Below are 22,897 nucleotides of genomic sequence, written 5' to 3'. Positions count from 1 at the left end.
GGCGATAGTCTTCGGCCCTGCCCGTCACTCGAGAGCTGGCTCACGGGTACCTGTCGCGAGGCCAAGAAGGAGCGGCGATCCTACCGCGTCATCTTGATCTGGCGCACGACGGGGATCGTGGGCAGCGAGCCGGTGTGATCGGACTCGTCCTTGGCCTGTGGAGAGGCCGGCGCGCGGGCGGTGGCGTCGGGAAAGCGCTGCTTCATCTCGCGCAGGAAGCCGTCGAGCGTGTCGACGCTGGCAGCCAGCTTGGCGATATCGGCAAATTCGGCGCTGGAGGCGCCGGTCGGTTTGCTCGCGATATCGAAGGCGAGCCGATCGGCGCTCTCGCTCATCAGCGGCGCATATTTCTCGCGGAAGCGCGACATGCCGATCGAGTCGTCGGCGAGCGCATAACCGACGGCGGCGCGGATGATGTCGCTTCTCTCTACCGCGTTGAGCGGCTTGAAGTCACGGAAGCGCTCGCCGTAATAGAGCTCGATCTGCTCGGCGGATTCACGCCAGCGCCGCGCCGCCCAGAAGATATCCGAGCGCAGGCGCAGCACCTCGCGGCCTGTAACGTTGGAGACGATATCGAGCGCAAGATCGTGGCGGCCGACGTCGCTCTGTGCACGCGCCTCCAGCAGCAGGCGTTGCTGCCTGAGCTCGCCTGAGAGGTCGCTGATCCGGCTCGCGCGCAACGCCGTGATCGCCATGTCGGGTCTGCGATTGGCGAGATAGATCATGGAGAGGCGCGCGGCGACCTGCGCACGCGCCGCGCCTTCGAGGCGATGGTCGACCTGGTATTGCAGGAGCTCGGCGGCCTGGTCGAGCAGATCGATCGAGGCGAGACGGTCGGCGAGGCGTCGGATCAGTTCGTCGCCGCGGCGGCCGATCGGCGTCAGCTCACGGAACTCGTAGAACATCCCGAGCGATTCGATCGGCGGCAGCTCGTCGCCCTTGGGTCCCAGGAAGAGCTGCGTAAACAGGTCGGAGGCGAGGTCTTGCGCCTGGCGCGAGGCTTCCGCGTTCGGCTGCAGCTTTGTCGCGGTGCGCGCCGCGGTGAGCGCGTCCCGGTAGCGTCCGTTCTCTGCAAACATCTGCGACAGCATCTGCAGCGTCTTGACCTCAATCGAGTCGCCGCGCCAGGTCATCGCGAGCGTTTCGAGCTCGCGCAACGCGTCTTCCTTGCCGATCTCGTCGCGCTTCTGCCGCAGCGCGACCTCGAGCTGCTTGGCCTCGGCCGCAGCCGGCCGATCGGACGAGCCGACGGCGAACTTGTAGTCGTCGAGCGCGTCCTTGTCGTGGCCGAGCGCCTCGGCAAGCCGGCCGCGCAGCACGGCAAAGCCGGGCGCGGCCTCGGGCGAGACGCCGACCACCTCGAGCTCGCTGCGGCGCTTGGAGGCGCCGGCATAGTCCTTCACCTCGAGCGAAGCGCGCATCGCCTCCATCGTCACGATGCGCTGGATGTCGAGCGGTAGCGAGGCGATGGCGAATTCGACGTTCTTGAACTTCTCGCGCGCGTCCGCCCATTTGCCTTGGCGCGCATAGGCGAGCGCTTTCCAGAGCTGGGAATCGTGGCTGTTGCCGATCACGGGGTTGGCGAGGTCCTTCAGGCCCTGCGCCGGCCGACCGATCAGGATGCTCGCGATCGCATGCATCATCAGCGCACCGCTCTCCTCCTTGTTGAGAGGATCGGCGAGCATCAATTCGGTGATGGCCTTCGCCTCGTGATACATCGCGCGCGACATGTAGAATTGCGCGAGGTCGAGCCGCGGCAGGGAACGCATCGCCGGTTCGAGGTTGGCGATCGCCGTGATCAGCTCGTTCTGGCGCACTATGAAATTTTCCGACTGGCCCTTGCGCCAGCCTTCGGGGCTGAAAACCGGCCGCACTGCGGTCGGCGCACGCTCGGCCGAGATGTCGACCGGCGACAGCGTCAGCCCGCCCTTCTTGCCGAGGATGACCTTGTCGGCCCCGACCTCGACGCCGACCTCGTCGGAATTCGGCCGGATCGCGATGCCATGTGCGGATTCCAGCAGCGCGAGATCAACGAGGTCCTGCCGCTTGATGAAGCCGCGCACCGGCCGCTGCGCGGTGATGACATAGAGCGTGTCGCCGGCATCGGGATCAGTGAGCTTGTGCAGGAGCCCCGGATTGGCGAAGGGGATCGCGATGTTGGCAAGCGCCGGGTCGGTGATGTTGCGCGAGATCATCAGCGGCAGCGGCGTCGCCTGGATCTTGTCGGCGAGGGTCAAGAGCCAGTTGGTCTGTTTGCCGACCTCCTCGCTCGACAGCGAATAGACCAGCGGCCGGGTGAGACGGATGCGCACCGCCTGTCCCTTCTCGAGCGGGACGCGGCCGACCTCGCCGATCATCGCACCGCCCTTGGTACGGATCGCCTCGACGTCGATGGGCTTTGCGGTATCGAACACCAGCCAGACGGTGTCGCCGCGGCGGAACGCCGCCGCAGGCGTTGCGACCTGAAGCGGGAAGGTCACGCGCAGGCCGTCGCTGTCGCGGCGGACATCGACGCTGGCACCAGTCGGCTGCGGCGCGGCGGGCGCCTCCGCCGGCGCGGCCTTGACGGCCTCCTTGACTGGCTCTTTGGCAGCTTCCTTCACGACCTCTTGAGGCGCTTCGACCATGACCGGCTTGGCAGGCACGACCGCGGCTTCCGCCGCAGGAGGCGCAGGCTTCGACATTTCCTTGGGCGCTTCCTTGGGCGCTTGCGCAGCGGGCGCGGCTTCGGATGCAGGAGCCGGCACCGATTTCGGCGCTTCAGCGGGCGGCATGGCGGCGGGCGCTTCCGGCTTCACCTCGGGCTTGGCATCGATCCTGGCTTCGCGCGCGATCGTCTCGGACGTCGGCGGCGCGATCTCGCGATGCGCGTCCTTCGGCTTCTCGGCCGCCGGCTTTTCAGGCGCAGGCGCCGGTCCATGAGCGGCGGGCTTGGCCTGCGCGATCGCCGCCTCGGTCGACGTGGCCATCTTGCCCTTGTCCGGCTGGAAGGAGATGTCGACGACGTAGTTCTTCTCGTCGCGGAACGAATGCACGTCGGAATCGCCGATCAGCGCGATCTCGACACTGGTCTGGTCGATGTCGGCCTTCTGCTTGATCGAGGCGACGTTCGGCGGCGCTGCGACGACCGCGTCCGCCAGATCGAAATTCAGGTTGGCGTTGAAGGCGAGCGTGAGCTTCTGCTCATTGAGCACGGAGGATACGCCGACGCCATCCGGCATCTCGAACACGAAGCGGACGAAGGTCGGCTGCACCGACGCGCGCACGCGGATCTGCGGCCGCTTCTTGCTCTCCGCCGCGGCGCGCTGGGCGCGCAACGCGCGTTCGGCGACGCGCGCGCGCTCGGCGAGTTCCTTGACCACGTCCATCGGCAGGCTCGGCGGCGGCCCCTTCCAACCCTCCGGCAAGAGGTCGATGAAGGTGCGTTCGCCGGCATTCATGGTGTTGACGGTGACGCGCCGCGCCAGCGACAGGCGGATGGCGCCGCCATCGGGATCGCGGCGGGCGGAGTTGACGTAGTCGGGCGCGCCTTCCGGGACGCGATCGACCGGAACGTCGACCGCCCGGTCGAAACGGATGACGAGAATGGAGCCGGCCGTCGTCACCTCGGAGGGGACGTCCTCCCCGAGCTTGATCACGAGACGGGCAAAGCCGCCGCTGGCCGAGAAAGTCGCCTCACCCCTGACAGCGTCGGCCGCCCGGACAGGCGCCGTGAAGCCGATCAGCAGGCTGGCTGCCAGTAGCGGCGCCGCGCGGACATGACGCGACAGCCTCCGCGCCAGGGCGCGGGCTCGCGACACAAATCCAGCGGCAGCCTCTCGCGCCATTGGCGGCATTACTTCCGGTTCGACGGTCCACGCCGGCATTGCTGCCGACCCCTGCCCAGACTGTAGATTTTGGCAATTAAGGACTTCTTAAGTATGAGCCCTCAATTCGGCTTTTGCGTCGGCTTGCCGTCGATCTTGGGCAGCTCGCCGGCAGAGGCGGACTGATCGCCGCCGCCATTGGCCCTGCGGGCCATCTCGACCGTCAGCCGCTCGGCGGCCTCCGGGGACATCAATCCCATGATGTCCGACATTTTTCGCGGCGCGATCTGCGAGGCGATCTCGATCAGCACGCCCATCTCGAGCCGGTCAAAGACCCGCGCGGCGTCCTTGGGCTTCATGCCCTCATACATGGTCACGAGGCCTTTCATGCGCTGGGCTTCGGCGGCCTTCTGCTCGGCCTGGGTTGCGGAGATACGGGTTTCCACCGCCTTCATCTCCTCGACCTTGTTTTCGATGCGCTTCTCGGCGGATTTCAACAGGCTCTCGCGGATGTCGATCTCGCGCTGGCGGGCCTCGATCTCCTGGCGACGCGACTGCAGGCGTTCCAGGATCGCGCGCTCCGAGGCGGAGATCTGCGGCTGGGCTTCCTCCTTGACCGCGGCGCCTTCGGACTTGGTGTCGGGTGCGGCCGGCTTCGGCGCCTCCTTCGGCGCACCATGGGTCGAGCCGGTGATGTCGGGATCCTCGCGGCTGGCCGGGAAGTTCAGATTCTCCTGCGCCCACGACTTCTTGGTCTGGCTCGGCTTATAGTCGAAGACATAGCCGCCGTTGATCACAAGACCCGTGACCTTCAGCGTGGCCAGGCCAGCGACGGCAACCAGCACGATCGGAATGACGCGGATGTTGCGAAAAGACTTCATACCCTGACTTTATGCCGCAAGACCGTTGGATCGTCGGCGCTCGGAGAAGGCTTCGGCCGCAGCCGCCACCGCCTTCGCCGATGAAGGCTTGGCTGCGGGCGCGGCGACCGTTTCCGGGTTCGTCACGGGGCGCGCAGCGATTGCGATCTTGGACAGGCGCCGCACCACGTTGTCGGCTTCGCCGAGCTGCTTGTAGAGCTGCTCGGACATCTGGGTCGCCGCCGCAAGCTGGCTGCCGAGGTTCTCGTTGACGTCGCGCACGGCGAGCTTCAGCCCGCCGATCGCGCGCTCGGCGATCTCGGTTGCGGTGATCAGCTCGCCGATGACCGCCTTCAGCGAATGCTCGTCCGCCTTCAGCCGCGTCAGTCGCTTGTTGAGCGTGACGCAGTAGACGATGGTCAGCATCAGCAGGATAGCCACCAGCGTCTCGATCGCCATTCCCAGGGAGTGGTTCATGGGGCCTCCATCATCTTGTTCTGCTCGTCGACCTTTTCGAACATCGCAAGTGTCGTACTTGGCTTGCGCAAGGGTTTCGTCACCCGTATCGCGACGCGGTCGCCGACCCGGCCCATGCGTCCTTCGGTGATGGTGACGTCGCCGCAGCGAACGGTGACGCTGGCATCCGCGCGCATGTCCAGCGGCAGCGTGTCCCCGACCTTCAGCCGCATCAGTTGCTTGAGCGGAATGTCGGCTTCGTAGAGCACGGCGTCGACGGAGATCTCGGCCTGGACGATCTCGGTGGCGAAGTGGCCTTCCCAGATCTGGTCGCGGCCGAACTTTTCGCCCATGAACATCTGGAGCAGGACGCCCCGGATCGGCTCGATGGTCGCGTAAGGCAGCAACAGCTCGATGTTGCCGCCGCGATCTTCCATGTCGATGCGCAGCCGCACCAGGATCGCTGCGTTGGCAGGACGGCTGATCGCGGCGAAACGCGGGTTGGTCTCGAGCCGGTCGATGGTGAAGGTCACCGGCGACAGCGGCCGGAACGCCTGTTCGGCATCGGCCATGACGACTTCGACCAGCCGCTTGACCAACTCTGTCTCGATCGTGGTGTAGGGCCGGCCCTCGATGCGCAGCTGGCTCGAGCCGCGGCGGCCGCCGAGCAGCACGTCGATCATCGAGTAGATCAGGCTGGAATCGACCACGGCCATGCCGAAATTGTCCCACTCTTCGGCCTTGAAGACGGTGAGGACGGCGGGCAGCGGGATCGAGTTCATATAGTCGCCGAAGCGCACCGAGGTGATGCGGTCGAGCGAGACTTCGACGTTGTCGGAGGTGAAATTGCGTAAGGAGGTCGTCAGCAATCGCACCAGGCGGTCGAAGACGATTTCGAGCATCGGCAGACGCTCGTAGGAGACCATTGCCGAATCGATGATGGCGCGAATGCCGGAATGATCGTCGAGCGTGACGTCGCCGACCGCGAAGCCGAGGAGGTTGTCGATCTCCTCCTGCGACAGCACGCGTTCGCCGGAATTCTTGCCGGCGCCGAGATCGCGGCTGCCATCCTCGACCATGGCCGCCCATTGCAGGGCCATGGTCTCGGATAGTTCGTTTTCGGCAGCAGCCTTCGCGGCCTCAGCGGGATCCTCGGAATCGAGCGAGGCCTCCCATTGGGCGGCAATTGCATCCTGGTCTGGTTGGTCGGTCCCTGCCATGATCCCTAGCCCGTCATGCTCACTGGATCACGACTTCCTTGAACAGCACCGCGCTGACCTGGACCGGAGCGACCGCGGCGTTGACGCGCTTGGTCAGCTCTTCCTTGAGGCGGAAGATGCCGGCGGAACCGTTGAGGTCGGAGGAGCGCAGCTCACGCGCATAGGTCTGGAAGATGTCGGTGATGCGCGGCATCGTCGGCTTGATCGCCTCGACCTGCTTCTCTTCCTTCAGCTCCAGCACGATCTTGAGCTTCAGATATTGCACGCGCTCGCCCGGCGCGCCGGCGAGGTTGACCATGATGTCGGGAACCTCGACGAAAGACGGCGGCTTCGGCGGAGGCGCCGCCTCGGCGTGATGCTCGTCGTCGCCGTGACGGAAAAAGAAGAACCAGGTCGCGGCGCCGCCGCCGAGAACGGCGAGCAGGCCCACCACCATGATCATCAGCTTGAACTTGTTCTTGGGCGGAGCGGCTTCCGCGCCGTCGGCGGCTGCGCCGCCTTCCGCTTCATTCTCTGCCATGATCGCCGCGCTCGCTCATCTCTCAAAGGGGTCGAAAGAGCGAAGCTCCTCGCAGACAGTGACGCGATACAAATGCCCCAGCGCAGTGCTCCTCTTACCCGCAAACGCTACGGTAATAATGGTTAACGGAACCTTTCGATTGGGCCTTCGCTAGGAAAAATCTGCCGGGCAAACATGGCTAACAGACCCTTTCTGCCGCCTCCCCGCATCCTCGAAAAACAGATAAGGTATTGAAAGTACATAATTTTCCCGCCTGGCACGAGTTTCGCTGAGAAAGGACCGAGACCCAAGGTTTGGGAGAACCCGAGGTCTCGTTCACGGGATCGGCCAATGCGCTTGGGAGAGCGAGCTGGCAGATCTCACTCAGGGGAGATTTCCGATGCAGAACGCGCTTCTGATCGGCTTGTCACGACAGATGACGTTGGAACGGCAGATGGATGTCATCGCCAACAACGTCGCCAACGCCAACACCAACGGCTTCAAGGCCGATCATTCGCTGTTCGAGGAGTACCTCAACTCGAACGCGCGTGAGGACAATTTCGTCGGCTCCGACCGCCGGGTCTCCTATGTGCAGGACCGCGGCACCTTCCGCGACGTCGGCCAGGGGCCGATGGAGCCGACCAAGAATCCGCTCGACATGGCGATCAGCGGCAACGCCTATTTCGCCGTGCAGGCCAATGGCGCCGAGCGCTACACCCGCGACGGCAAATTCTCGCTCAACAGCACCGGCCAGCTCGTCACCTTCGACGGCAACCTCGTGCTGGGCACCGCCGGCCCGATCACCTTCCAGCCGACCGACCACGACATCAACGTCGCGCCGGACGGCACCGTCACGGTGCTCGAGGGCACGGCCAAGAACGATTCGATCCGCGGCAAGATCCGCATGGCCTCGTTCGACGATCCGGCCAAGCTGACCAAACTGGGCGCCAACCTTTATGACATCGGCTCCGCGGTCCCGCAGGCCGACACCAAGTCGACCGTGCAGCAGGGCTATGTCGAGAAGTCGAATGTGAACTCGGTCGGTGAGATGAGCCGCATGGTCGAAGTCATGCGCAGCTACACCGCCATCGCCAACCTGCTCCAGCAGCAGAGTGACATGCACAAGTCGGCGATCGAGAAGCTCGCCGACGTTCCGGCCTGATTGAGGGAGAACTGACATGCAGGCGCTTCACACCGCAGCAACCGGAATGGCGGCACAGGAACTCAACGTTCAGGTGATCTCCAACAACATCGCCAACCTGCGCACCACCGGCTTCAAGAAGCAGACCGCGGCGTTCCAGGATCTGATTTACGAACACGTCCGCCGCGTCGGCGCCCAGTCGTCCGACCAGGGCACCATCCTGCCGGTCGGCGTCGACATCGGCGGCGGCGTCAAGACCGTCGGCACGCCGCGCAGCATGACCCAGGGCACGCTGTCGCAGACCGGCAACGACCTCGACATGGCCATCACGGGCGAAGGCTTCTTCAAGATCCTGATGCCCGACGGCAGCTACCAGTACACCCGCGACGGCACCTTCCAGATGGACAATCAGGGGCGCATCGTCACGGCGCAGGGCAACCCGGTGCAACCGACGATCACGATCCCCAACAACGCCTCGGGCCTCACCATCAACGTGCAGGGCCAGGTCTCGGTGACGCTGCCGGGTTCCTCGACCTCGGCCGTCCAGGGCCAGATCGGCCTGACCCGATTCATCAACAAGGCGGGCCTCCAGCCGGTCGGCAACAATCAGTTCACCGAGACGCCTTCCTCCGGCCCGCCGCAGGACGGCACCGCGAGCTCCGAAGGTTTCGGCAACATCACCCAGAGCAGCCTCGAGCAGGCCAATGTCGACGTCGTCTCGGAGATGAGCGACCTGATCGCCGCCCAGCGCGCCTACGAGATGAACGCCAAGGTGATCAGCGCCGCCGACCAGATGATGCAGTCGACCACGGCGTTGTTCCGCTGAGGTGATGACGATGATGCGCACCACCCTCGCCACGATCTCCGCTCTCCTCGTGCTGGCGCTGCCCGCACGGGCCGCCGACGACTTCATCGCGACGCCGACGCTGCGCGCGAGCATCACCGTGACCTCGGACGTGGTGCGGGTCGGCGATCTCATCGACAATGCCGGCTCGGCCGCGCTGATCCCGGTCTACCGCTCGCCCGATCTCGGCACCACCGGTGCGCTGCCGGTCGCCCACGTGCTGGCGGTGTTGCGCGCAAAGCAGGTGATCGGCGTGATGACCGGCGACATCAAGGAGGTCCAGGTCACCCGTCTCGCCCGCACGCTCGTGAACAAGGACCTCGAGACCGCGGTCGCCTCGGCGCTCGAGCGCCGCTTTGGACTTGGCGATGCCGCCAACATCACCGTCACGTTCGACCGCGGCATCGCCGACATGCGGTTGGATGCCTCCAACACCGGCGTGCTGCAGCCGGTGGCAACCCGCTACGACGCCCGCAGCGGGCGTTTCGACATCGCCTTCGAGATCAACAACGACAACAATCCGGCACCGACCAAGCTGCGTTTCACCGGCACCGCGATCGAAACGGTGGAAGTGGCCGTGCTGACGCGCGACATCGACCGCGTCGATCTCCTGAAGGCCTCCGACGTCGCTATGGAGCGGCGGCCGAAGGCCGAGGTCACCGGTGAGGCCGCCTCGCGCGACCGCACGCTCGGCATGCAGCTCCGCCGGCCGATGCGGGCGGGGACGCCGATCCGCGTCGCCGACATCGTCAAGCCCGACTTCGTGCAGCGCGACCAGAACGTCACCGTCATCTACCAGGTTCCCGGAATCTATCTCACCACGCGCGGCAAGGCGATCGAGAGCGGCGCCGAGGGCGATACCATCAGCGTGCTCAACCTGCAGACCAAGCGCACGCTGAGCGGCGTCGTCACCGGCCGCGGCCAGGTGACGGTCCAGGGCGCCAGCCAGGCCGCGCCGATGCCGGCTGCGGTCGAGCAGACCTCCTCGCTCAAGCGCGACGAGGCGCCCGCCCCCGTCGATACCGCAGCCCTCGTCCGGAATCTGGTCCAGACCCCGGCATCCCCGGCCCAGATCGCGCAAGCCCAGATCCCGCAAGTTCGCGTCTCGCAAGCTCCAGCCAAGTCAGAGTAAGTCATGTCCACGTTCAGTTCGGCTTTTCGTCCCCGTCGCATCGCGATCTCTGCCCTGCTGCTGGCGACGTGCGCGCTGGCGAGCGGCTGCTCCTCGATCGACCGTCTGTCGCAGATCGGCGAGCAGCCGAAATTGTCGGCGATCGACAATCCGACGACGCAGCCCGGCTACAAGCCGGTGCAGATGCCGATGCCGAAGCCTGAGGTCGCCTCCTACAATCCGAACTCGCTGTGGCGCAGCGGCAGCCGGGCCTTCTTCAAGGACCAGCGCGCCCATCAGGTCGGCGACATCCTGACGGTGGCCGTGAACATCACCGACAAGGCGAATATCGAAAACGACACCCAGCGCAGCCGCACCAATAAGGAAGATTCCGGTATCACCGACTTCATCGGCGCCAAGACATTGGGGGCCCAAGCGCAGAAGGTGTTGCCCGGCCGCATCCTCACCGCCGACTCGACCGCGTCCAGCGAGGGCAAAGGAAGCGTGGACCGCAAGGAAGCGTTGCAGACCAACGTCGCGGCGGTCGTCACCCAGGTCCTGCCGAACGGCAACCTCGTGGTCGAGGGCAAGCAGGAGATCCGCGTCAACTACGAAATCCGCGAACTCATCGTCGCCGGCATCGTCCGTCCCGAAGACATCCAGAGCGACAACACCATCGATTCCACCAAGATCGCGCAGGCCCGCATCGCCTACGGCGGCCGCGGCCAGATCATGGACGTGCAGCAACCGCGCTACGGCCAGCAAGTCATGGACGTGCTGCTGCCCTTCTAGCTTCTCCCGAGCTCCCACATCGTGTTCGCGAACCTAGGCGCGGACGACGATGTACGACGCGGCCCTCGCTAGCTCCCCTGGCGAGGGCCGCATGTATTTTGGCGATGGCTGCATACAGCGCTCAGCGACGCGCGATTGTAGCGACGCCGCTATCCCCTCGCCGCCCCCTCGACTGTCATCGCCCGCGAAGGCGGGCGATCCAGTATTTCGAGACGTCAGCGATGAACCGAGAAGCCGCGGCGTACTGGATTCCCCGCCTTCGCGGGGAATGACGACGCGGTGCCCGCAGAGCCTACGTAAACTCCGCCTCCACCACGCCCAGCCCGTCCAGCTCCATCCGCACCTTGTCGCCGGCCTTCAGCCACAGCGTCTTGACCAGGCTCCCCGTCAGCACGAGCTGTCCCGCGTGAAGGCCCTTGCCCTCGGCGGCGAGATGGTTGGCGAGCCAGGCGAGTGCGTTGTGGGGATGGCCGAGCACGTCGGCGCCGGTGCCGTGGCTGACCTCTTCACCGTTGACGATGGCGCGGCCTTTGACGGCCTTCAGGTCCGGCACCGACGAGCGCGGCACGATCTCGCCCAACACGCAGCCGGCGGCGAAGAAATCGTCGGCGATCAACGTCGGCGCGCCCATCGTTTCCCACTTCACATAGCGGTCGTCGACGATCTCGATCGCGGGATGATAGGCCTCGACGGCTTCGCCGACCCATTCGGCCGTGAACGGCGCCTCGCCGGCGGCGAGATTGCGCTTCAGCCGCACCGCGATCTCGCATTCGACGCCGACGCGGACATAGTCGGCAGCCGCGAGCTGCACGCCGCTGTCGTGCACGCCTTTCTGGAACACGCCGCCGCCGCATGGGTGTGGAATCCCGATGTAATCCTGCATCACCTGGCTGGTGCAGCCGATCTTGTAACCGACCAGCGGGCCGGCATGCGGCAGCAGCAGATCGTGCAGCGCCCGCTGGACCTGATAGCCCTCGGCTTCATCGGCCGGAGGAACTTCGAGCGCCGCGAGCGGCGCATGGTTGCGGCGCGCCAGCGCGATCGCCTTTGCGGCTGCGAGAATTCTGTCCATCAGCGCCGACTCCTACACACCACAATCGAGGGCGGCACTTCAGCATCCCCGCCGGGGCGTGACAAGCGCAGGGCGCCGCGCGGCAGCACGTCATGACAGCCCAAGCTGGATGAGCTGCGGACGCTGATCGTCCACATCATGGCAAGCCTCACGGGCGGCGCCGGCGTTTAAGGAAATATTGAGCTGGTCCGGGCTTTATGGGGATGCACGCCTTGTAGCGTCGCAACAGGCCTGATTGCAGCAATGTGTGAAGCTGCTGGATCAGCGCCTCAGCATTCGAGTCGATGTCCTTGATGCGACTCGCAAGACCTGTCGCACCTGAAGTGAAGGCTGTTTCTCATCCGAACTCACGTGAGCTCGGAGGAGTTGAGTCTAGCTCATTGATTGCGATTCACTTTTCGCGATTGCGCCCGCGCGCCGAAACGCGCGCGCAAGCGACAAGCAAAATGCTGATCACGGCGCGAAAAGGCGCACCTTGCGTTCAAAAAACAAAGAGCCGCATTGCTGCGGCTCGGCTCTATTCGTCGCGATAGACCTTCTCGCGTTTCTCGTGGCGCTCCTGCGCCTCCACCGAAAGCGTCGCGATGGGACGGGCCTCGAGCCGCTTCAACGAGATCGGCTCGCCGGTGTCCTCGCAATAGCCGTAGGTGTTGTCCTCGATACGCTGGAGCGCGGCGTCGATCTTGGCGATCAACTTGCGCTGGCGGTCGCGGGCACGGAGTTCGATAGCGCGGTCGGTTTCGGACGATGCCCGATCGGCGAGATCGGGGTGGTTCACATTCTCCTCCTGCAGGGCTTGCAGGGTGAGCTTGGACTCTTTGAGGATCTCATCCTTCCAGGCGAGGAGCTTCAGGCGGAAGTACTCCTTCTGCCTCTCGTTCATGAAAGGCTCTTTTTCGGTCGGTCGGTAGTTTTTCAACTTTTCCAAGGGCGGCCTATCTGTCTAAGCAACGACTCGTACACGGAACGGGGTCCGCTGAGCGGGGCGTTATATAGCGGCCTCCTGTGACAGACAATGTTTCCCTGATCGCCCGACCGGCGCCCCCAAGCCCTTGCACAGGAAGGTTTATCCTGGAGGGCCCGGGAGCGGCCGACGGCCTAGTAGCCGACCGTGAAACGCTGCCTCTCATGGGCCGGCCGCTCGATCTCGTCGGCGAGCGCGATGGCGTAATCCGCGAAGCTGATCCAGCTCTTCCCGTTCGCATCTGCGAGAAGCTGATCCGTCCCAAGCCGGAATTTGCCGGTGCGCTCTCCCTCGATGAACAGGGCCGACGGCGAGATGAAGGTCCAGTTCAGCTCCTTTTCCTGCCGCAGCAGGTCGAGAAAGGCTGAACCCGCCTCCGCCTCAGCCTTGTACTGAGCCGGAAAACCGGGAGTTGTCACCAGCTTGACGCCCGGAGCGACCTCCAGACTGCCGGCCCCGCCGACGACGAGGTAACGGCCGACCTTGGAGTCCTTGGCCGCGCCGATCAGCTTGAGCGCGTCGCTGGCCAGGAAGTGCACGGAACTCACGGCGACGTCGTGCCCGGCCCACAGCTTGGCAAGCGCTGGCTGGTCAAGCACATCCCCCTTGGTCGGCGTGACGTTCGGCAGGACCGAGATCTTCTCCGGGTTGCGGGCGATCGCCGTAACCGCGTGGCCGCGGCGGGACAGTTCCTTGGTGATCTCCGACCCGGCCCGGCCCGAGGCGCCGGCAACTGCGATTTTCATGGAAGGCTCCTTTGCTTCTGTAGTAACCAACGGTGACTAGATATCGCAAAGAGCGCTGGTGTTAAGAGAGCACTTTGTGCTTACCTGATTACGCAGGAGTAACCGGCGGCGGCCGGCAATGAGCGAATGGATCGTGAGGACCCGACGATGAAGCCAGACGTCTATGCAGCGAACTGCCCCACGCGACAGATCCTCGACCGCGTCGGTGACAAATGGGCGGTGCTGATCCTGCTGCTGCTGCGCGAGGATCCGATGCGCTTCAATCAATTGCGCCGCACGATCGAAGGCATTTCGCAGAAGATGCTGAGCCAGGTTCTCAAGTCGCTCGAGCGCGACGGATTGATCAAGCGTCACGCCATCGCAACCGTGCCGGTGACCGTGGAATATTCGATCACGCAGCTCGGCGTGACGCTCGCCGCCGCCGTCGATCCGCTGCGCGATTGGGCCGAACAGAATCTAAAGGACGTGCTCGCCGCCCAGCGCCGCTATGACGCGCAGTTGAAGGATGAAGCGGCGTAAAGACGCTACGCCTGCCCGGCCTTGGCGAGCTCGACCTCGACGCGCAGCTCGATCTCGGACAGCACCGAATCCAGGCCGGAATCGCCGGAGGACGATTTAAGGTTCGTCGCAGCGTCACGCAGCCGCATCACGGTCGAGGCATCAAGCTTGCCGGAGAGGAGCCCCATCTTGAGATCGTCGAGCACGTCGAGCGCGGTCTTTCCGCGCACGACCGAGCGCTTGCGACGTTCGACCGGATCCTCCTCGATGCCTTGCAGCGCCAGCAGCCCGTCGATGTTGGCGGCCGCCTTCGGTGCGGCGGCGCCTCGCGTCTCCGGCGCCGACGAGGTGTCGGGTAGCACGAAGGTGCTGGAGCTCGTCCGCCTGGCCTGGCTGGCCGGCGTTCCAAGCGTGGTGCCGTTCGGTCCGTAGATGCGCATCGGAAGCAATCCGGGTGATCGATGCGCCACATTCGCCGTTTTATGGTTAACGGCCCGTAAACAGCCCGGCAAAATCTGCCGACAGGCGGCAGTTTCGCTCCTCAGGGACAACGCAGGCTGAGGTCGCTCGAAACAGATTTATTCAACCTATTCAGCGACCTACCCCCGCTGCCCCGACTTGGCACAGTGCTCGCAAGGACAGCGTCGGACCAGCTCGTCATGGGAGTGTCGTGATGGTCCTTTGATTTGAGGAGCCTCGGGGAGCAGAGGATGCCAAGCGTTCGTTGGGTGAGACTTGTGGGGGTGGCCTGCGCCGCGCTGTCAGCGCTGGCGCTCTCGGTCAATTCTGCAAGCGCGACATCGCGCATCAAGGATCTCGCCAACATCGAAGGCGTGCGGCAGAACCAGCTCATCGGCTACGGGCTCGTCGTCGGCCTCAACGGCACCGGCGATACCCTCAACAACATCCCCTTCACCAAGCAGTCGCTGCAAGCGATGCTCGAGCGCATGGGCGTCAACATCCGCGGCGCCACCATCCGCACCGGCAACGTCGCCGCCGTGATGGTGACAGGCAATCTGCCGGCCTTCGCCACCCAGGGCACGCGCATGGACGTCACCGTCTCCGCGCTCGGCGACGCCAAGAATCTCCAGGGCGGCACCCTGCTCGTCACCCCACTCCTCGGCGCCGACGGCAACGTCTATTCGGTCGCACAGGGCTCGCTCGCGATCTCCGGCTTCCAGGCCGAGGGCGAGGCGGCGAAAATCGTGCGTGGCGTGCCGACCGTCGGACGCATTGTCAACGGTGCCATCATCGAGCGCGAGATCGAATTTGCGCTCAATCGTCTGCCGAACGTCCGGCTTGCGCTGCGCAATGCCGACTTCACCACGGCCAAGCGGATCGCCGCTGCGATCAACGACTATCTCGGCGTCAAGACCGCCGAGCCGATCGACCCATCGACCGTGCAGCTTGCGATCCCGCCGGAGTTCAAGGGTAACGTCGTCGCCTTTCTCACCGAGATCGAGCAGCTCCAGGTCGATCCGGATCTCGCCGCCAAGATCATCATCGACGAACGCAGCGGCATCATCGTGATGGGTCGCGACGTCCGCGTCGCCACGGTTGCGGTCGCACAGGGCAACCTCACCGTCACCATCTCCGAGAGCCCGCAGGTCAGCCAGCCCAACCCGCTGTCACGGGGGCGGACCGTGGTCGCACCACGCAGCAGCGTCAGCGTCACCGAGGACGGCAAGAAGTTCGCCGTCGTCAAGGACGGCGTCTCGCTTCAGCAGCTCGTCGACGGCCTTAACGGTCTCGGCATCGGCCCGCGCGATCTCATCAGCATCCTGCAGGCGATCAAGGCCGCCGGTGCGATCGAAGCCGACATCGAGGTGATGTGATGCAGACCGGCATGGTCAACACCGCACGGCTCGCCAGCTCCGCCTTCTCGGTAGAGAGCCGCAAGGGCCGGCCGGACTTCGATCTCGCCGCGGCATTACAAAAGGTCTCGCCGAAGCAGCAGGCCAAAGCGCAGAAGATCGCCACCGACTTCGAGGCGATGTTCCTCAACAGCATGTTCTCGCAGATGACCTCGGGCCTGAAGGGCGAAGGCCCGTTCGGCGACACCCCTGGCACCGGCGTGTGGCGCTCGATGCTGACCGAGCAATATTCCAAGAACTTCGCCAACGCCGGCGGCGTCGGCATCGCCACCGACGTCTATCGCACCCTGATCATGCAGCAGGCAAAAACGATCCGCACGGCATAAGGTCAAACGAGATGAACCACTTCAACACCTCGCGTCAGCCGGTGCAAGCGCAGCGCCCGAACACCGCTCCCGGCAGCGCCGAGGCGCGCAAGATCGCCGAGCAGTTGATGGATGCGATGAGTGCCCTGCTCGGTCTGATCGAGCGCGAGACCGAGCTGGTGCGCGCCGGCCAAGTCCGCGAGGCGATGACCCTCGAGAGCAAGAAGCAGGAGCTGTCGCGAAACTATGTCGGCGCCGTCACCCAGTTGAAGGCGAACCAGGCCCAGCTCGCCAAATCCGCGCCCGAGCTGCTCTCGACGCTTCAACGGCACCACGATGCATTCCGCGCGATGCTCCAGGTCAACCTCACCGTGCTCGCAACCGCTCACGCCGTCTCGGAGAGCGTCGTGCGCGGCGTCAACGCCGAGATCCAGAAGCGCAACGTGCCGAATACCTATACGGCCGCGGGACGACGCGCCACGCCGGGCCCGCGCCACATCACGCCGCTCGCGGTCAGCCGCTCGCTCTGAGCGCGCGCAACAACAAGCGACAATTTTACGAAAAACCGCGCGGCAACATCGTCGCGCGGTTAGGCACGTTTCCTTACCGGATGTTCAATCCCGGTGTTCCATGGTTGCGTATTGAGAGGGGTTGGGATTTGACTCACGTGAGGCAACCAGGAGGCTGCCATGAGTACAGATTTCAGCATCAGGCCGGTGGGGATACCGGTTGCCGTGCAGATCGTAACGACGTCGAATGCGGCGGCGAACGAGGCCGTGCAAACCGATCTGCCCGTGAGCCAGACAGTGGCCGCTGGCGAGGCGAGCGCGCCTCCACGCAATGATTTGCGAAGCAACGAGAACGTCTCACGCCAGGTCGTGTTCGACCAGGCGGCGGCGTCGTTCGTCTTCCAGGTCGTCAACGACAGGACCGACGCGGTGGTCAACCAGTTCCCCGACGAAGCAATGCTGCGCCGGCGGGCCTATTTCCATGCGCAGGATTTGAAATCCGAGCCCTCGCGTCCGGCCAGCACGGACCGCAGCGCCTGACAATCAGGCGTCGAGCGTCGCAACGGCAACATCGAGATCGCTCGAACCGGTCGCGGGACCGGTGACGACGTTCCTGATCTGCGTCTTGTCGGTATTCGTCAGCATAATTTGGTGTTGAAGGAACGAGCCGCGCTCGATCACGGACGGCCGGACAGACCGGCGGCGATATTGCGGTTGATCTCGATCAGCGGACGGAAGTGATCGAACTGCGGGCTCATCTGCAGTGCGGCGGTCTGGCTCAGCACGAACACGCTGATGTTGGCGATCTTCTGCCGGACGTCGATCGGCTGCGGATTGTTCTCGCGCATGGCCTCGCTCAGGAAAATCGTCCAGAGCTTGCGATTGAACATCAGGGCCTGCGTGGTCTGCTCGCTGAACGGCTCGGCGCTGTTGATCGCATCCTGAAGCTTGTTCGCGGCCTTGAGCAGGGTCTGCGCTTCGATGTCGCGAGGAGATGCGGTGGTCGTTGCAACACGCGCGTAGGCCGAGGCAGCGGAATTCGACATCAATCACACCCTGGAGGTTACCTAGCCCGTTGAACGCGCTTAAGGATTTCTTTCCCGACCCTAGGCAGCACCGCTTAAGATTTGCTTACGTGAGTGCTTGGAAGGGCTCCGGATAAATACGGGCCCGGAGTCCTTCGTCGTGAAGCTAGATGCGCGGATGCATGCTGTAAACACGCTTCCATGATGCGCATCAATCTCGGCTAATCCTGCCTTACCGATCTCAATGAAAACGGCGGAGCATGAGCCCCGCCGCGATATTCCGATTCAGTATCTTGCGCTGCGAGATTAGCGGAGCAGCTGGAGTACGCTCTGCTGCGATTGGTTGGCCAGCGACAGTGCGGAGACCGCGATCGACTGGCGGGTCGACAGCGCCTGGCTGTTGGCCGCTTCCTCGTTGGTGTCGGCGAGTGTCAAGTTGGACGAGCCGGTCTGCAGCACGTTGATCAGGTTCTTCGAGAAGTCCTGGCGCACCTGCACGATCGAGAGATTCGAACCCAGCGCGGAACCTTCCGAGCGCAGCGTGCTCGAGGCCGCATTGAGGCTGCTCAGCACCTTGTTGGTGGCGCCGTTGTCGATGAAGTCCGTGCCCGGAACGAGATTGCTGAGGCCGAGACCCGCTGCGTTGAAGACCACGCCGTTGATGCCGAGCGTGGAGCTGCCGGTCTCGTTGAAGACCAGCTTCAGCGTGTCGCCGTTCAGCAGGTTAACGCCGTTGAAGGAGGAGTCCTGCGACGTCGTGTCGATCTGCGCCAGGATGTTGTTGAACTGGCTGACCAGGCCGGAGCGCGCCGTCTGCGCGACGGGATCCTGGATCGGGGGCTGTGCGGTGGTGAAGGCGAGCACGCTGGTGAGCGTACCACCGACCGCGCCGCCCGCGACCGTCGAACCGAGCGTCGAAGAGGCGTATTCGTTGACGGTGGTCACCGTCAGTACGCCGTTGGCGTCGATCGTCGCCGTCAGGTGGTTGGCCTGAAGCTGCACGTTGAGCTGGTCCAGCGTCTTGACCGTGCCGTTGGTACCGTCGCCGAAGGTGACGTTCACCGGCGTGCCGCCGTTGAACGAGCTGAAGGTGAGCGTCTTGCCGCTGACGCCGCCGACGCCGGAGGTGCGCGCCGCGCTGAAGGCCGTCGCCGTCCCGGTGTTGCCGCTGAGACCGAATGCGGCGAGCGCATTGCCGGTGCCGGTGATCGAAAGGTCGGCGTTGACGCCGGTCGAAAGCGCCAGCTGGCCGCTGGTATTGACCGACGACGGGATCTGGCCTGCGGTTGTCGAGAGCGTCGCGGCACCAAGGAAGATGCTGGCGGTCTTCACGCCGGTGGCGAGGTCGATCGAATTGAGCAAGTCGGTCAGCGTCGCGCTCTGGAGATAGACAGTCGAGTTGCCGTTGCCGTCAGTAACGATGTTGCCGTTGACGCCACCGGAGGTCACGCTCGTTGCCGATTGCGGCGTCTGGGCGTTTTTGAAGGTAATGGTGTGGCCGTCGATGTTGAGTGTCGAGCCGTCCTGAACGAGGGTGCCGAGCGAACCTGCGGTGGTGGACCGGTCCGCGCTGACGCTGGCATTGCCGGCGCCTGTCGCCGAGGTCACGCCGAGAGCCTTGAGGAAGTCGGCCTTGCCCGTAATGTCGAGATCCGCGCCGGTCGAGCTCTTCAGCGTCACCACGCCGGTGCCTGCAATGGACGATGCAGTCTGGAGCGTACCGACGGTCGTACCGCTCACGGTTATGGTGGCCGCTCCTGCGCTGATTGCAGCGCTCTTGACGCCGCTCGCGAGGTCGACCGCCGTGAGGAGGTCGTTGACCGTAGCCGTGGGAGCGCCGGTCGTCCCCATGTAGACGATCGAATTGCCACTGCCATCGGTGGCGATATGGCCGCTCGGGTCGAGTCCCCATCCGGTCGGCTGCGCCGAAGGTGCGGCACCGGTGCGGAAAGTGACCGTCTTGCCGTTCACGGTGATCGAGTCGCCATCTGCCGGCGACGATGCGAACGTGGTCGCGGCGGTAGCCCCGATCAGCGTGTCGGTGCCGACAAGTGCGGTGGCGCCGTCCGCAGCCTTGGCGGCCACGCCGGTCAAGGTGCCCGCGGTCGATCCGAGCGACGCGCCGAGCGAGGCGCCCGACGTGACCGGCGTCACGCCGCCGGGCGCACCGGTATAGAGCACGTTGCTGTTGGCGGTCGCGCTCGCATAGGAGGTCGTGCCGCGCAGATCGGCCGGCGACGCGCCGGGAATGGTGGTCGAGACGTTCGATTTCGTGGAGTAGCCGACCGTGGTCTGCAGCGCCTGGTTGGCGATCGATTTCGCGCTGTCGATCAGCTTCTGCAGCGAGGTGATGCCGGTGTTGGCGGCCTGGAGCACCTGCACACCGTTGTTGATGCCGTCGAGCAGGTTGCTGATGTCGCTCGCCCGGTTGTCCAACCCCTGCGCCGTGAAGAAGTTGGTGGGATTGTCGAGCGCCGTGTTGACCTTCTTGCCGGTCGACAGCCGCTCCTGCGTCGTGGCCAGCAAGTCGGCCGTCGACTGCAGCGACAACAGGTTCTGGCGAACGGACGCCGAGAGAACGATGTTGGACATTGGCAGGTCTTCCTCTTGAACCGGATACGAATCGGCCACGCGGGTCTGGAAGCGGGCTTTCGTCCAGTCTTAGGGCCTGTCCTTTAAAGTATGGTTAACGGCCACTTAAGAGACAGGGTTAATGCGCGGTTAGCGCCCCCTCCCCGGTTTTCCACGGGCCTCGCGCCAAAAAGAAAACGGCGGGGCCGAAGCCCCGCCGCTCTAACTTTTCTTGTTATTTCAGCCACTTATTAGCGGAGCAGCTGGAGCACGCTCTGCTGCGAGGTGTTGGCCAGCGACAGCGCGGAGACCGCGATCGACTGGCGGGTCGACAGCGCCTGGCTGTTGGCCGCCTCGACGTTGGTGTCGGCCAGCGTCAGGTTCGACGAGCCGGTCTGCAGCACGTTGATCAGGTTCTTGTTGAAGTCCTGACGGATCTGCACGACCGAGAGGTTCGAACCGAGCGCCGAGGCTTCCGAACGCAGCGTGCTCGAGGCCGAGTTCAGATTGGTCAGCACCCTGTTGGTCGCGGCGTTGTCGATGAAGTCGAGACCGACGGTCAGCGACGCCAGGCCGAGGCCCTTGGAGTTGTAGGTCACGCCGGTGATGTTGAGGTTCGACTTGCCGGTTTCGTCGAACACCAGCTTGAGCTGGTCGCCGTTGAGCAGGTTGACACCGTTGAACGAGGAGTCGACCGAGGTGGTGTCGATCTGGTTCAGGATGTTGTTGTACTGCGAGACCAGGTTAGCGCGGGTCGACTGGGCCACGACGTCCTGCACCGGAGTGGAGGCCGTCGTGAAGGTCAGCGCGGTCGTCAACGTTCCGCCGATCGCACCGCCAGCTGCCGTCGAGCCAATCGTCGAAGACGCGTAGTCGTTGGACGCGGTGATGGTAAGCTGACCGTTGGCGTCGATGGTCGCAGCCAGGTTATTGGCTTGGAGCTGCGAGTTGAGCTGATCGAGTGTCTTGACCGTGCCGTTGGTGCCGTCGCCGAAGGTGACGTTGACCGCCGTGCCGCCGTTGAAGGCAGTGAAGGTCAGGGTTTTGCCAGCGAGGCCGCCGATTCCGGAGGTGCGGGCCGCGGTGAACGCCGAGGCCGTTCCGGTGTTGCCGGCCAGACCAAACACCGACAGGGCATTGCCGGTACCGGTGATCGAGAGGTCGGCATTGACGCCAGTCGAGATCTTGAGCTGGCCGGAGGTGTTGATCGACGAAGCCGTCTGGCCGGCGGCCGTCGCGAGCGTGCCGCTACCGCTGCCGTTGAGCGTGAAGGTCTGCACGCCCGTGGCGAAGTCGATGGCCTTCAGCACGTCGGCAATCGTACCGCTCTGCAGATAGACGGTCGAGTTGCCATTGCCGTCGGTGACAACGTTGCCGGACACGCCCTGGGTGGCGGCCAGCGAAGCAGCGGACGGTGTCGGCGCGTCCTTGAAGGTGATGACATGGCCATCGACGTTCAGCGTCGAACCCGACGAGACGAGCGAGGACACCGTCGTCGAGCTCGTGGTGCGGGAAGCCGTGGTCGTGACGCTGCCGGCACCGGTGGCGGAGGTCAGGCCAAGAGCCTTCAGGATGTCGGCCTTTCCGGTCAGGGTCAGGTCGGAACCAGTCGTGCTCTTCAACACGAGCGCGCCGCTGCCGTTGACCGACGAGGGAGTCTGGCCCGCATTGCCGGTGAGGGTACCGGCAACGTTGCTCTGCACGCCGCTCGCCAAATCGACCGCCGTCAGCACGTCGCCGATCGAGGCCTTCGTCGTGGAGCCGAGATAGATCGACACGTTGCCGCTGGCATCTGTGTAGACGTTGCCGGTCGTGACGCCGGCAGAGGCGGCAACCTGAGTGAGACCGGTAGGCACCGTTGTAGGCTGATCGCCCGCAACGAATGTGACGGTCTTGCCATTGACGGTGAGCGTGTCACCTGCCGCAACGCCAGCGTTGGCATCGCCCGCGGCCGCGCCATTCAAAAGCTTGGCAGCAGTCGTCGCAGCGTTGATGACCGTTCCGGTATCGGTCCCTGGAATGCCGCCCAGCGTGGCGCCGGACGTCGCGGCGGTCACACCACCCGCAGCACCGCTGTACAGCACGTTGCTGTTCGCGACTGCGCTGGCGAAGCTCGTGGTGCCGCGCAGATCAGATGACGTCGCGCCGGCGATCGTGGTCGAGACGCTCGACTTGGAGGAATAGCCGACGGTGGTCTGCAGCGCCTGGTTGGCGATCGACTTGGCGCTGTCGATCAGCTTCTGCAGCGAGGTCAGGCCGGTGTTGGCAGCCTGCAGCACCTGCACGCCGTTCGCGATACCGTCGAGCAGATTGTTGATGTCGCTGGCGCGGTTGTCGAGCGACTGCGCGGTGAAGAAGTTGGTGGGATTGTCCAGGGCCGAGTTGACGCTCTTGCCGGTCGACAGACGGTTCTGTGTGGTGGCGAGGAGGTCGGCGGTGGACTGGAGAGACAGCAGGTTCTGGCGAACCGACGCAGAGAGAACAATACCGGACATAACTCTTACCCTTCTGGTTTACGCGTCTTCGTTCGATCGCTTCGGATCGAGTGACGCGCACAGCCTGCGCGGACATGGCTAACAAAGGGTGAAACGGGTGTGGTCTGCA

At 64.5% G+C, this 22,897-nt stretch carries 21 protein-coding genes; 9 read left to right on the top strand and 12 right to left on the bottom strand.

Annotated features, from left to right (window positions below):
- Window positions 1-80 precede the first annotated feature (80 nt).
- From IVB07_RS13685 to fliL, 5 genes are all read right to left on the bottom strand, one after another.
- Window positions 81-3,866, bottom strand: coding sequence for a tetratricopeptide repeat protein (locus tag IVB07_RS13685; protein WP_247361808.1), 3,786 nt, complete (start codon window positions 3,864-3,866; stop codon window positions 81-83).
- Window positions 3,867-3,928: 62 nt separating this feature from the next.
- Complete coding sequence (locus IVB07_RS13680) at window positions 3,929-4,687, bottom strand: flagellar protein FlbB (protein ID WP_018456418.1); 759 nt, start codon at window positions 4,685-4,687, stop codon at window positions 3,929-3,931.
- 9 nt (window positions 4,688-4,696) lie between these two features.
- Window positions 4,697-5,143, bottom strand: a complete 447-nt coding sequence (locus IVB07_RS13675; protein WP_026233172.1) for a DUF6468 domain-containing protein — start codon at window positions 5,141-5,143, stop codon at window positions 4,697-4,699.
- Window positions 5,140-6,342, bottom strand: a complete 1,203-nt coding sequence (gene fliM, locus IVB07_RS13670) for a flagellar motor switch protein FliM (RefSeq protein ID WP_018456420.1) — start codon at window positions 6,340-6,342, stop codon at window positions 5,140-5,142. The genes IVB07_RS13675 and fliM overlap by 4 nt, the downstream gene beginning before the upstream one ends.
- A gap of 19 nt (window positions 6,343-6,361) precedes the next feature.
- The gene (gene fliL, locus IVB07_RS13665; protein ID WP_018456421.1) at window positions 6,362-6,862 is read right to left on the bottom strand and encodes a flagellar basal body-associated protein FliL; all 501 of its coding nucleotides are present in this window, start codon (window positions 6,860-6,862) and stop codon (window positions 6,362-6,364) included.
- A gap of 379 nt (window positions 6,863-7,241) precedes the next feature.
- Here fliL and flgF point away from each other — a divergent pair, with 379 nt between their 5' ends.
- The 4 genes from flgF to flgH are packed head-to-tail and all read left to right on the top strand — an operon-like array spanning window position 7,242 to window position 10,729.
- Window positions 7,242-8,003 carry a flagellar basal-body rod protein FlgF gene (gene flgF, locus IVB07_RS13660; protein ID WP_018456422.1) on the top strand — a complete coding sequence of 254 codons (762 nt, stop codon included), beginning with the start codon at window positions 7,242-7,244 and terminating at the stop codon, window positions 8,001-8,003.
- A gap of 16 nt (window positions 8,004-8,019) precedes the next feature.
- The gene (gene flgG / locus IVB07_RS13655) at window positions 8,020-8,808 is read left to right on the top strand and encodes a flagellar basal-body rod protein FlgG (RefSeq protein ID WP_007602131.1); all 789 of its coding nucleotides are present in this window, start codon (window positions 8,020-8,022) and stop codon (window positions 8,806-8,808) included.
- 10 nt (window positions 8,809-8,818) lie between these two features.
- The gene (flgA, locus tag IVB07_RS13650; RefSeq protein WP_026233173.1) at window positions 8,819-9,958 is read left to right on the top strand and encodes a flagellar basal body P-ring formation chaperone FlgA; all 1,140 of its coding nucleotides are present in this window, start codon (window positions 8,819-8,821) and stop codon (window positions 9,956-9,958) included.
- Between the two features lie 3 nt (window positions 9,959-9,961).
- Window positions 9,962-10,729, top strand: a complete 768-nt coding sequence (flgH, locus tag IVB07_RS13645; RefSeq protein WP_018456424.1) for a flagellar basal body L-ring protein FlgH — start codon at window positions 9,962-9,964, stop codon at window positions 10,727-10,729.
- 292 nt (window positions 10,730-11,021) lie between these two features.
- Here the strand turns inward: flgH and IVB07_RS13640 are convergent, their stop codons facing one another.
- The 3 genes from IVB07_RS13640 to IVB07_RS13630 all read right to left on the bottom strand — a co-directional run bounded on the left by IVB07_RS13640 (window position 11,022) and on the right by IVB07_RS13630 (window position 13,511).
- Window positions 11,022-11,801 (bottom strand): fumarylacetoacetate hydrolase family protein, encoded by a 780-nt coding sequence (locus IVB07_RS13640; RefSeq protein WP_018456425.1) that lies wholly within the window; start codon window positions 11,799-11,801, stop codon window positions 11,022-11,024.
- 517 nt (window positions 11,802-12,318) lie between these two features.
- Window positions 12,319-12,684 (bottom strand): RNA polymerase-binding protein DksA, encoded by a 366-nt coding sequence (gene dksA / locus IVB07_RS13635; RefSeq protein ID WP_018456426.1) that lies wholly within the window; start codon window positions 12,682-12,684, stop codon window positions 12,319-12,321.
- A gap of 215 nt (window positions 12,685-12,899) precedes the next feature.
- Window positions 12,900-13,511, bottom strand: coding sequence for an NAD(P)-dependent oxidoreductase (locus tag IVB07_RS13630; protein WP_018456427.1), 612 nt, complete (start codon window positions 13,509-13,511; stop codon window positions 12,900-12,902).
- A gap of 147 nt (window positions 13,512-13,658) precedes the next feature.
- On the opposite strand from IVB07_RS13630, the gene IVB07_RS13625 reads away from it, so the two are divergent.
- Entirely contained in the window at window positions 13,659-14,030 is a 372-nt protein-coding gene (locus IVB07_RS13625; protein ID WP_026233175.1) for a helix-turn-helix domain-containing protein, read from the top strand.
- Between the two features lie 5 nt (window positions 14,031-14,035).
- Here IVB07_RS13625 and IVB07_RS13620 read toward each other — a convergent pair whose 3' ends face one another.
- Window positions 14,036-14,449: a flagellar assembly protein FliX gene (locus IVB07_RS13620; RefSeq protein WP_018456429.1), complete on the bottom strand. Its 414-nt coding sequence runs from the start codon at window positions 14,447-14,449 to the stop codon at window positions 14,036-14,038.
- A 270-nt stretch (window positions 14,450-14,719) separates the two neighbouring features.
- On the opposite strand from IVB07_RS13620, the gene IVB07_RS13615 reads away from it, so the two are divergent.
- The 4 genes from IVB07_RS13615 (at window position 14,720) to IVB07_RS13600 (ending at window position 17,237) form a co-directional block, all read left to right on the top strand.
- Complete coding sequence (locus IVB07_RS13615) at window positions 14,720-15,844, top strand: flagellar basal body P-ring protein FlgI (RefSeq protein ID WP_026233176.1); 1,125 nt, start codon at window positions 14,720-14,722, stop codon at window positions 15,842-15,844.
- Complete coding sequence (gene flgJ / locus IVB07_RS13610; protein ID WP_247361805.1) at window positions 15,844-16,209, top strand: flagellar assembly peptidoglycan hydrolase FlgJ; 366 nt, start codon at window positions 15,844-15,846, stop codon at window positions 16,207-16,209. Before IVB07_RS13615 ends, flgJ begins: the two co-directional genes overlap by 1 nt.
- A gap of 11 nt (window positions 16,210-16,220) precedes the next feature.
- Window positions 16,221-16,718 (top strand): hypothetical protein, encoded by a 498-nt coding sequence (locus IVB07_RS13605; protein ID WP_247361803.1) that lies wholly within the window; start codon window positions 16,221-16,223, stop codon window positions 16,716-16,718.
- Between the two features lie 159 nt (window positions 16,719-16,877).
- Entirely contained in the window at window positions 16,878-17,237 is a 360-nt protein-coding gene (locus tag IVB07_RS13600) for a hypothetical protein (RefSeq protein ID WP_026233177.1), read from the top strand.
- Between the two features lie 137 nt (window positions 17,238-17,374).
- Here the strand turns inward: IVB07_RS13600 and flaF are convergent, their stop codons facing one another.
- From flaF to IVB07_RS13585, 3 genes are all read right to left on the bottom strand, one after another.
- Window positions 17,375-17,743 carry a flagellar biosynthesis regulator FlaF gene (gene flaF / locus IVB07_RS13595; protein WP_007612319.1) on the bottom strand — a complete coding sequence of 123 codons (369 nt, stop codon included), beginning with the start codon at window positions 17,741-17,743 and terminating at the stop codon, window positions 17,375-17,377.
- 285 nt (window positions 17,744-18,028) lie between these two features.
- Window positions 18,029-20,314, bottom strand: a complete 2,286-nt coding sequence (locus tag IVB07_RS13590; RefSeq protein WP_018456435.1) for a DUF1522 domain-containing protein — start codon at window positions 20,312-20,314, stop codon at window positions 18,029-18,031.
- Between the two features lie 230 nt (window positions 20,315-20,544).
- On the bottom strand, window positions 20,545-22,788 hold the full coding sequence (locus IVB07_RS13585; RefSeq protein ID WP_018456436.1) for a DUF1522 domain-containing protein: 2,244 nt from the start codon (window positions 22,786-22,788) through the stop codon (window positions 20,545-20,547).
- Between the last annotated feature and the right edge of the window lie 109 nt (window positions 22,789-22,897).

It is taken from the genome of Bradyrhizobium sp. 172, from assembly GCF_023101065.1.
Classification (GTDB): domain Bacteria; phylum Pseudomonadota; class Alphaproteobacteria; order Rhizobiales; family Xanthobacteraceae; genus Bradyrhizobium; species Bradyrhizobium canariense_D.
This window is presented reverse-complemented; position numbering and strand designations above follow the sequence as displayed.

What these genes read in the sequence shown, in the direction of transcription:
- IVB07_RS13685 (WP_247361808.1), bottom strand. Translation starts at nt 3,866, where the DNA reads ATGCCGGCGTGGACCGTCGAACCGGAAGTAATGCCGCCAATGGCGCGA.
- IVB07_RS13680 (WP_018456418.1), bottom strand. Translation starts at nt 4,687, where the DNA reads ATGAAGTCTTTTCGCAACATCCGCGTCATTCCGATCGTGCTGGTTGCC.
- IVB07_RS13675 (WP_026233172.1), bottom strand. Translation starts at nt 5,143, where the DNA reads ATGAACCACTCCCTGGGAATGGCGATCGAGACGCTGGTGGCTATCCTG.
- fliM (WP_018456420.1), bottom strand. Translation starts at nt 6,342, where the DNA reads ATGGCAGGGACCGACCAACCAGACCAGGATGCAATTGCCGCCCAATGG.
- fliL (WP_018456421.1), bottom strand. Translation starts at nt 6,862, where the DNA reads ATGGCAGAGAATGAAGCGGAAGGCGGCGCAGCCGCCGACGGCGCGGAA.
- flgF (WP_018456422.1), top strand. Translation starts at nt 7,242, where the DNA reads ATGCAGAACGCGCTTCTGATCGGCTTGTCACGACAGATGACGTTGGAA.
- flgG (WP_007602131.1), top strand. Translation starts at nt 8,020, where the DNA reads ATGCAGGCGCTTCACACCGCAGCAACCGGAATGGCGGCACAGGAACTC.
- flgA (WP_026233173.1), top strand. Translation starts at nt 8,819, where the DNA reads ATGATGCGCACCACCCTCGCCACGATCTCCGCTCTCCTCGTGCTGGCG.
- flgH (WP_018456424.1), top strand. Translation starts at nt 9,962, where the DNA reads ATGTCCACGTTCAGTTCGGCTTTTCGTCCCCGTCGCATCGCGATCTCT.
- IVB07_RS13640 (WP_018456425.1), bottom strand. Translation starts at nt 11,801, where the DNA reads ATGGACAGAATTCTCGCAGCCGCAAAGGCGATCGCGCTGGCGCGCCGC.
- dksA (WP_018456426.1), bottom strand. Translation starts at nt 12,684, where the DNA reads ATGAACGAGAGGCAGAAGGAGTACTTCCGCCTGAAGCTCCTCGCCTGG.
- IVB07_RS13630 (WP_018456427.1), bottom strand. Translation starts at nt 13,511, where the DNA reads ATGAAAATCGCAGTTGCCGGCGCCTCGGGCCGGGCCGGGTCGGAGATC.
- IVB07_RS13625 (WP_026233175.1), top strand. Translation starts at nt 13,659, where the DNA reads ATGAAGCCAGACGTCTATGCAGCGAACTGCCCCACGCGACAGATCCTC.
- IVB07_RS13620 (WP_018456429.1), bottom strand. Translation starts at nt 14,449, where the DNA reads ATGCGCATCTACGGACCGAACGGCACCACGCTTGGAACGCCGGCCAGC.
- IVB07_RS13615 (WP_026233176.1), top strand. Translation starts at nt 14,720, where the DNA reads ATGCCAAGCGTTCGTTGGGTGAGACTTGTGGGGGTGGCCTGCGCCGCG.
- flgJ (WP_247361805.1), top strand. Translation starts at nt 15,844, where the DNA reads ATGCAGACCGGCATGGTCAACACCGCACGGCTCGCCAGCTCCGCCTTC.
- IVB07_RS13605 (WP_247361803.1), top strand. Translation starts at nt 16,221, where the DNA reads ATGAACCACTTCAACACCTCGCGTCAGCCGGTGCAAGCGCAGCGCCCG.
- IVB07_RS13600 (WP_026233177.1), top strand. Translation starts at nt 16,878, where the DNA reads ATGAGTACAGATTTCAGCATCAGGCCGGTGGGGATACCGGTTGCCGTG.
- flaF (WP_007612319.1), bottom strand. Translation starts at nt 17,743, where the DNA reads ATGTCGAATTCCGCTGCCTCGGCCTACGCGCGTGTTGCAACGACCACC.
- IVB07_RS13590 (WP_018456435.1), bottom strand. Translation starts at nt 20,314, where the DNA reads ATGTCCAACATCGTTCTCTCGGCGTCCGTTCGCCAGAACCTGTTGTCG.
- IVB07_RS13585 (WP_018456436.1), bottom strand. Translation starts at nt 22,788, where the DNA reads ATGTCCGGTATTGTTCTCTCTGCGTCGGTTCGCCAGAACCTGCTGTCT.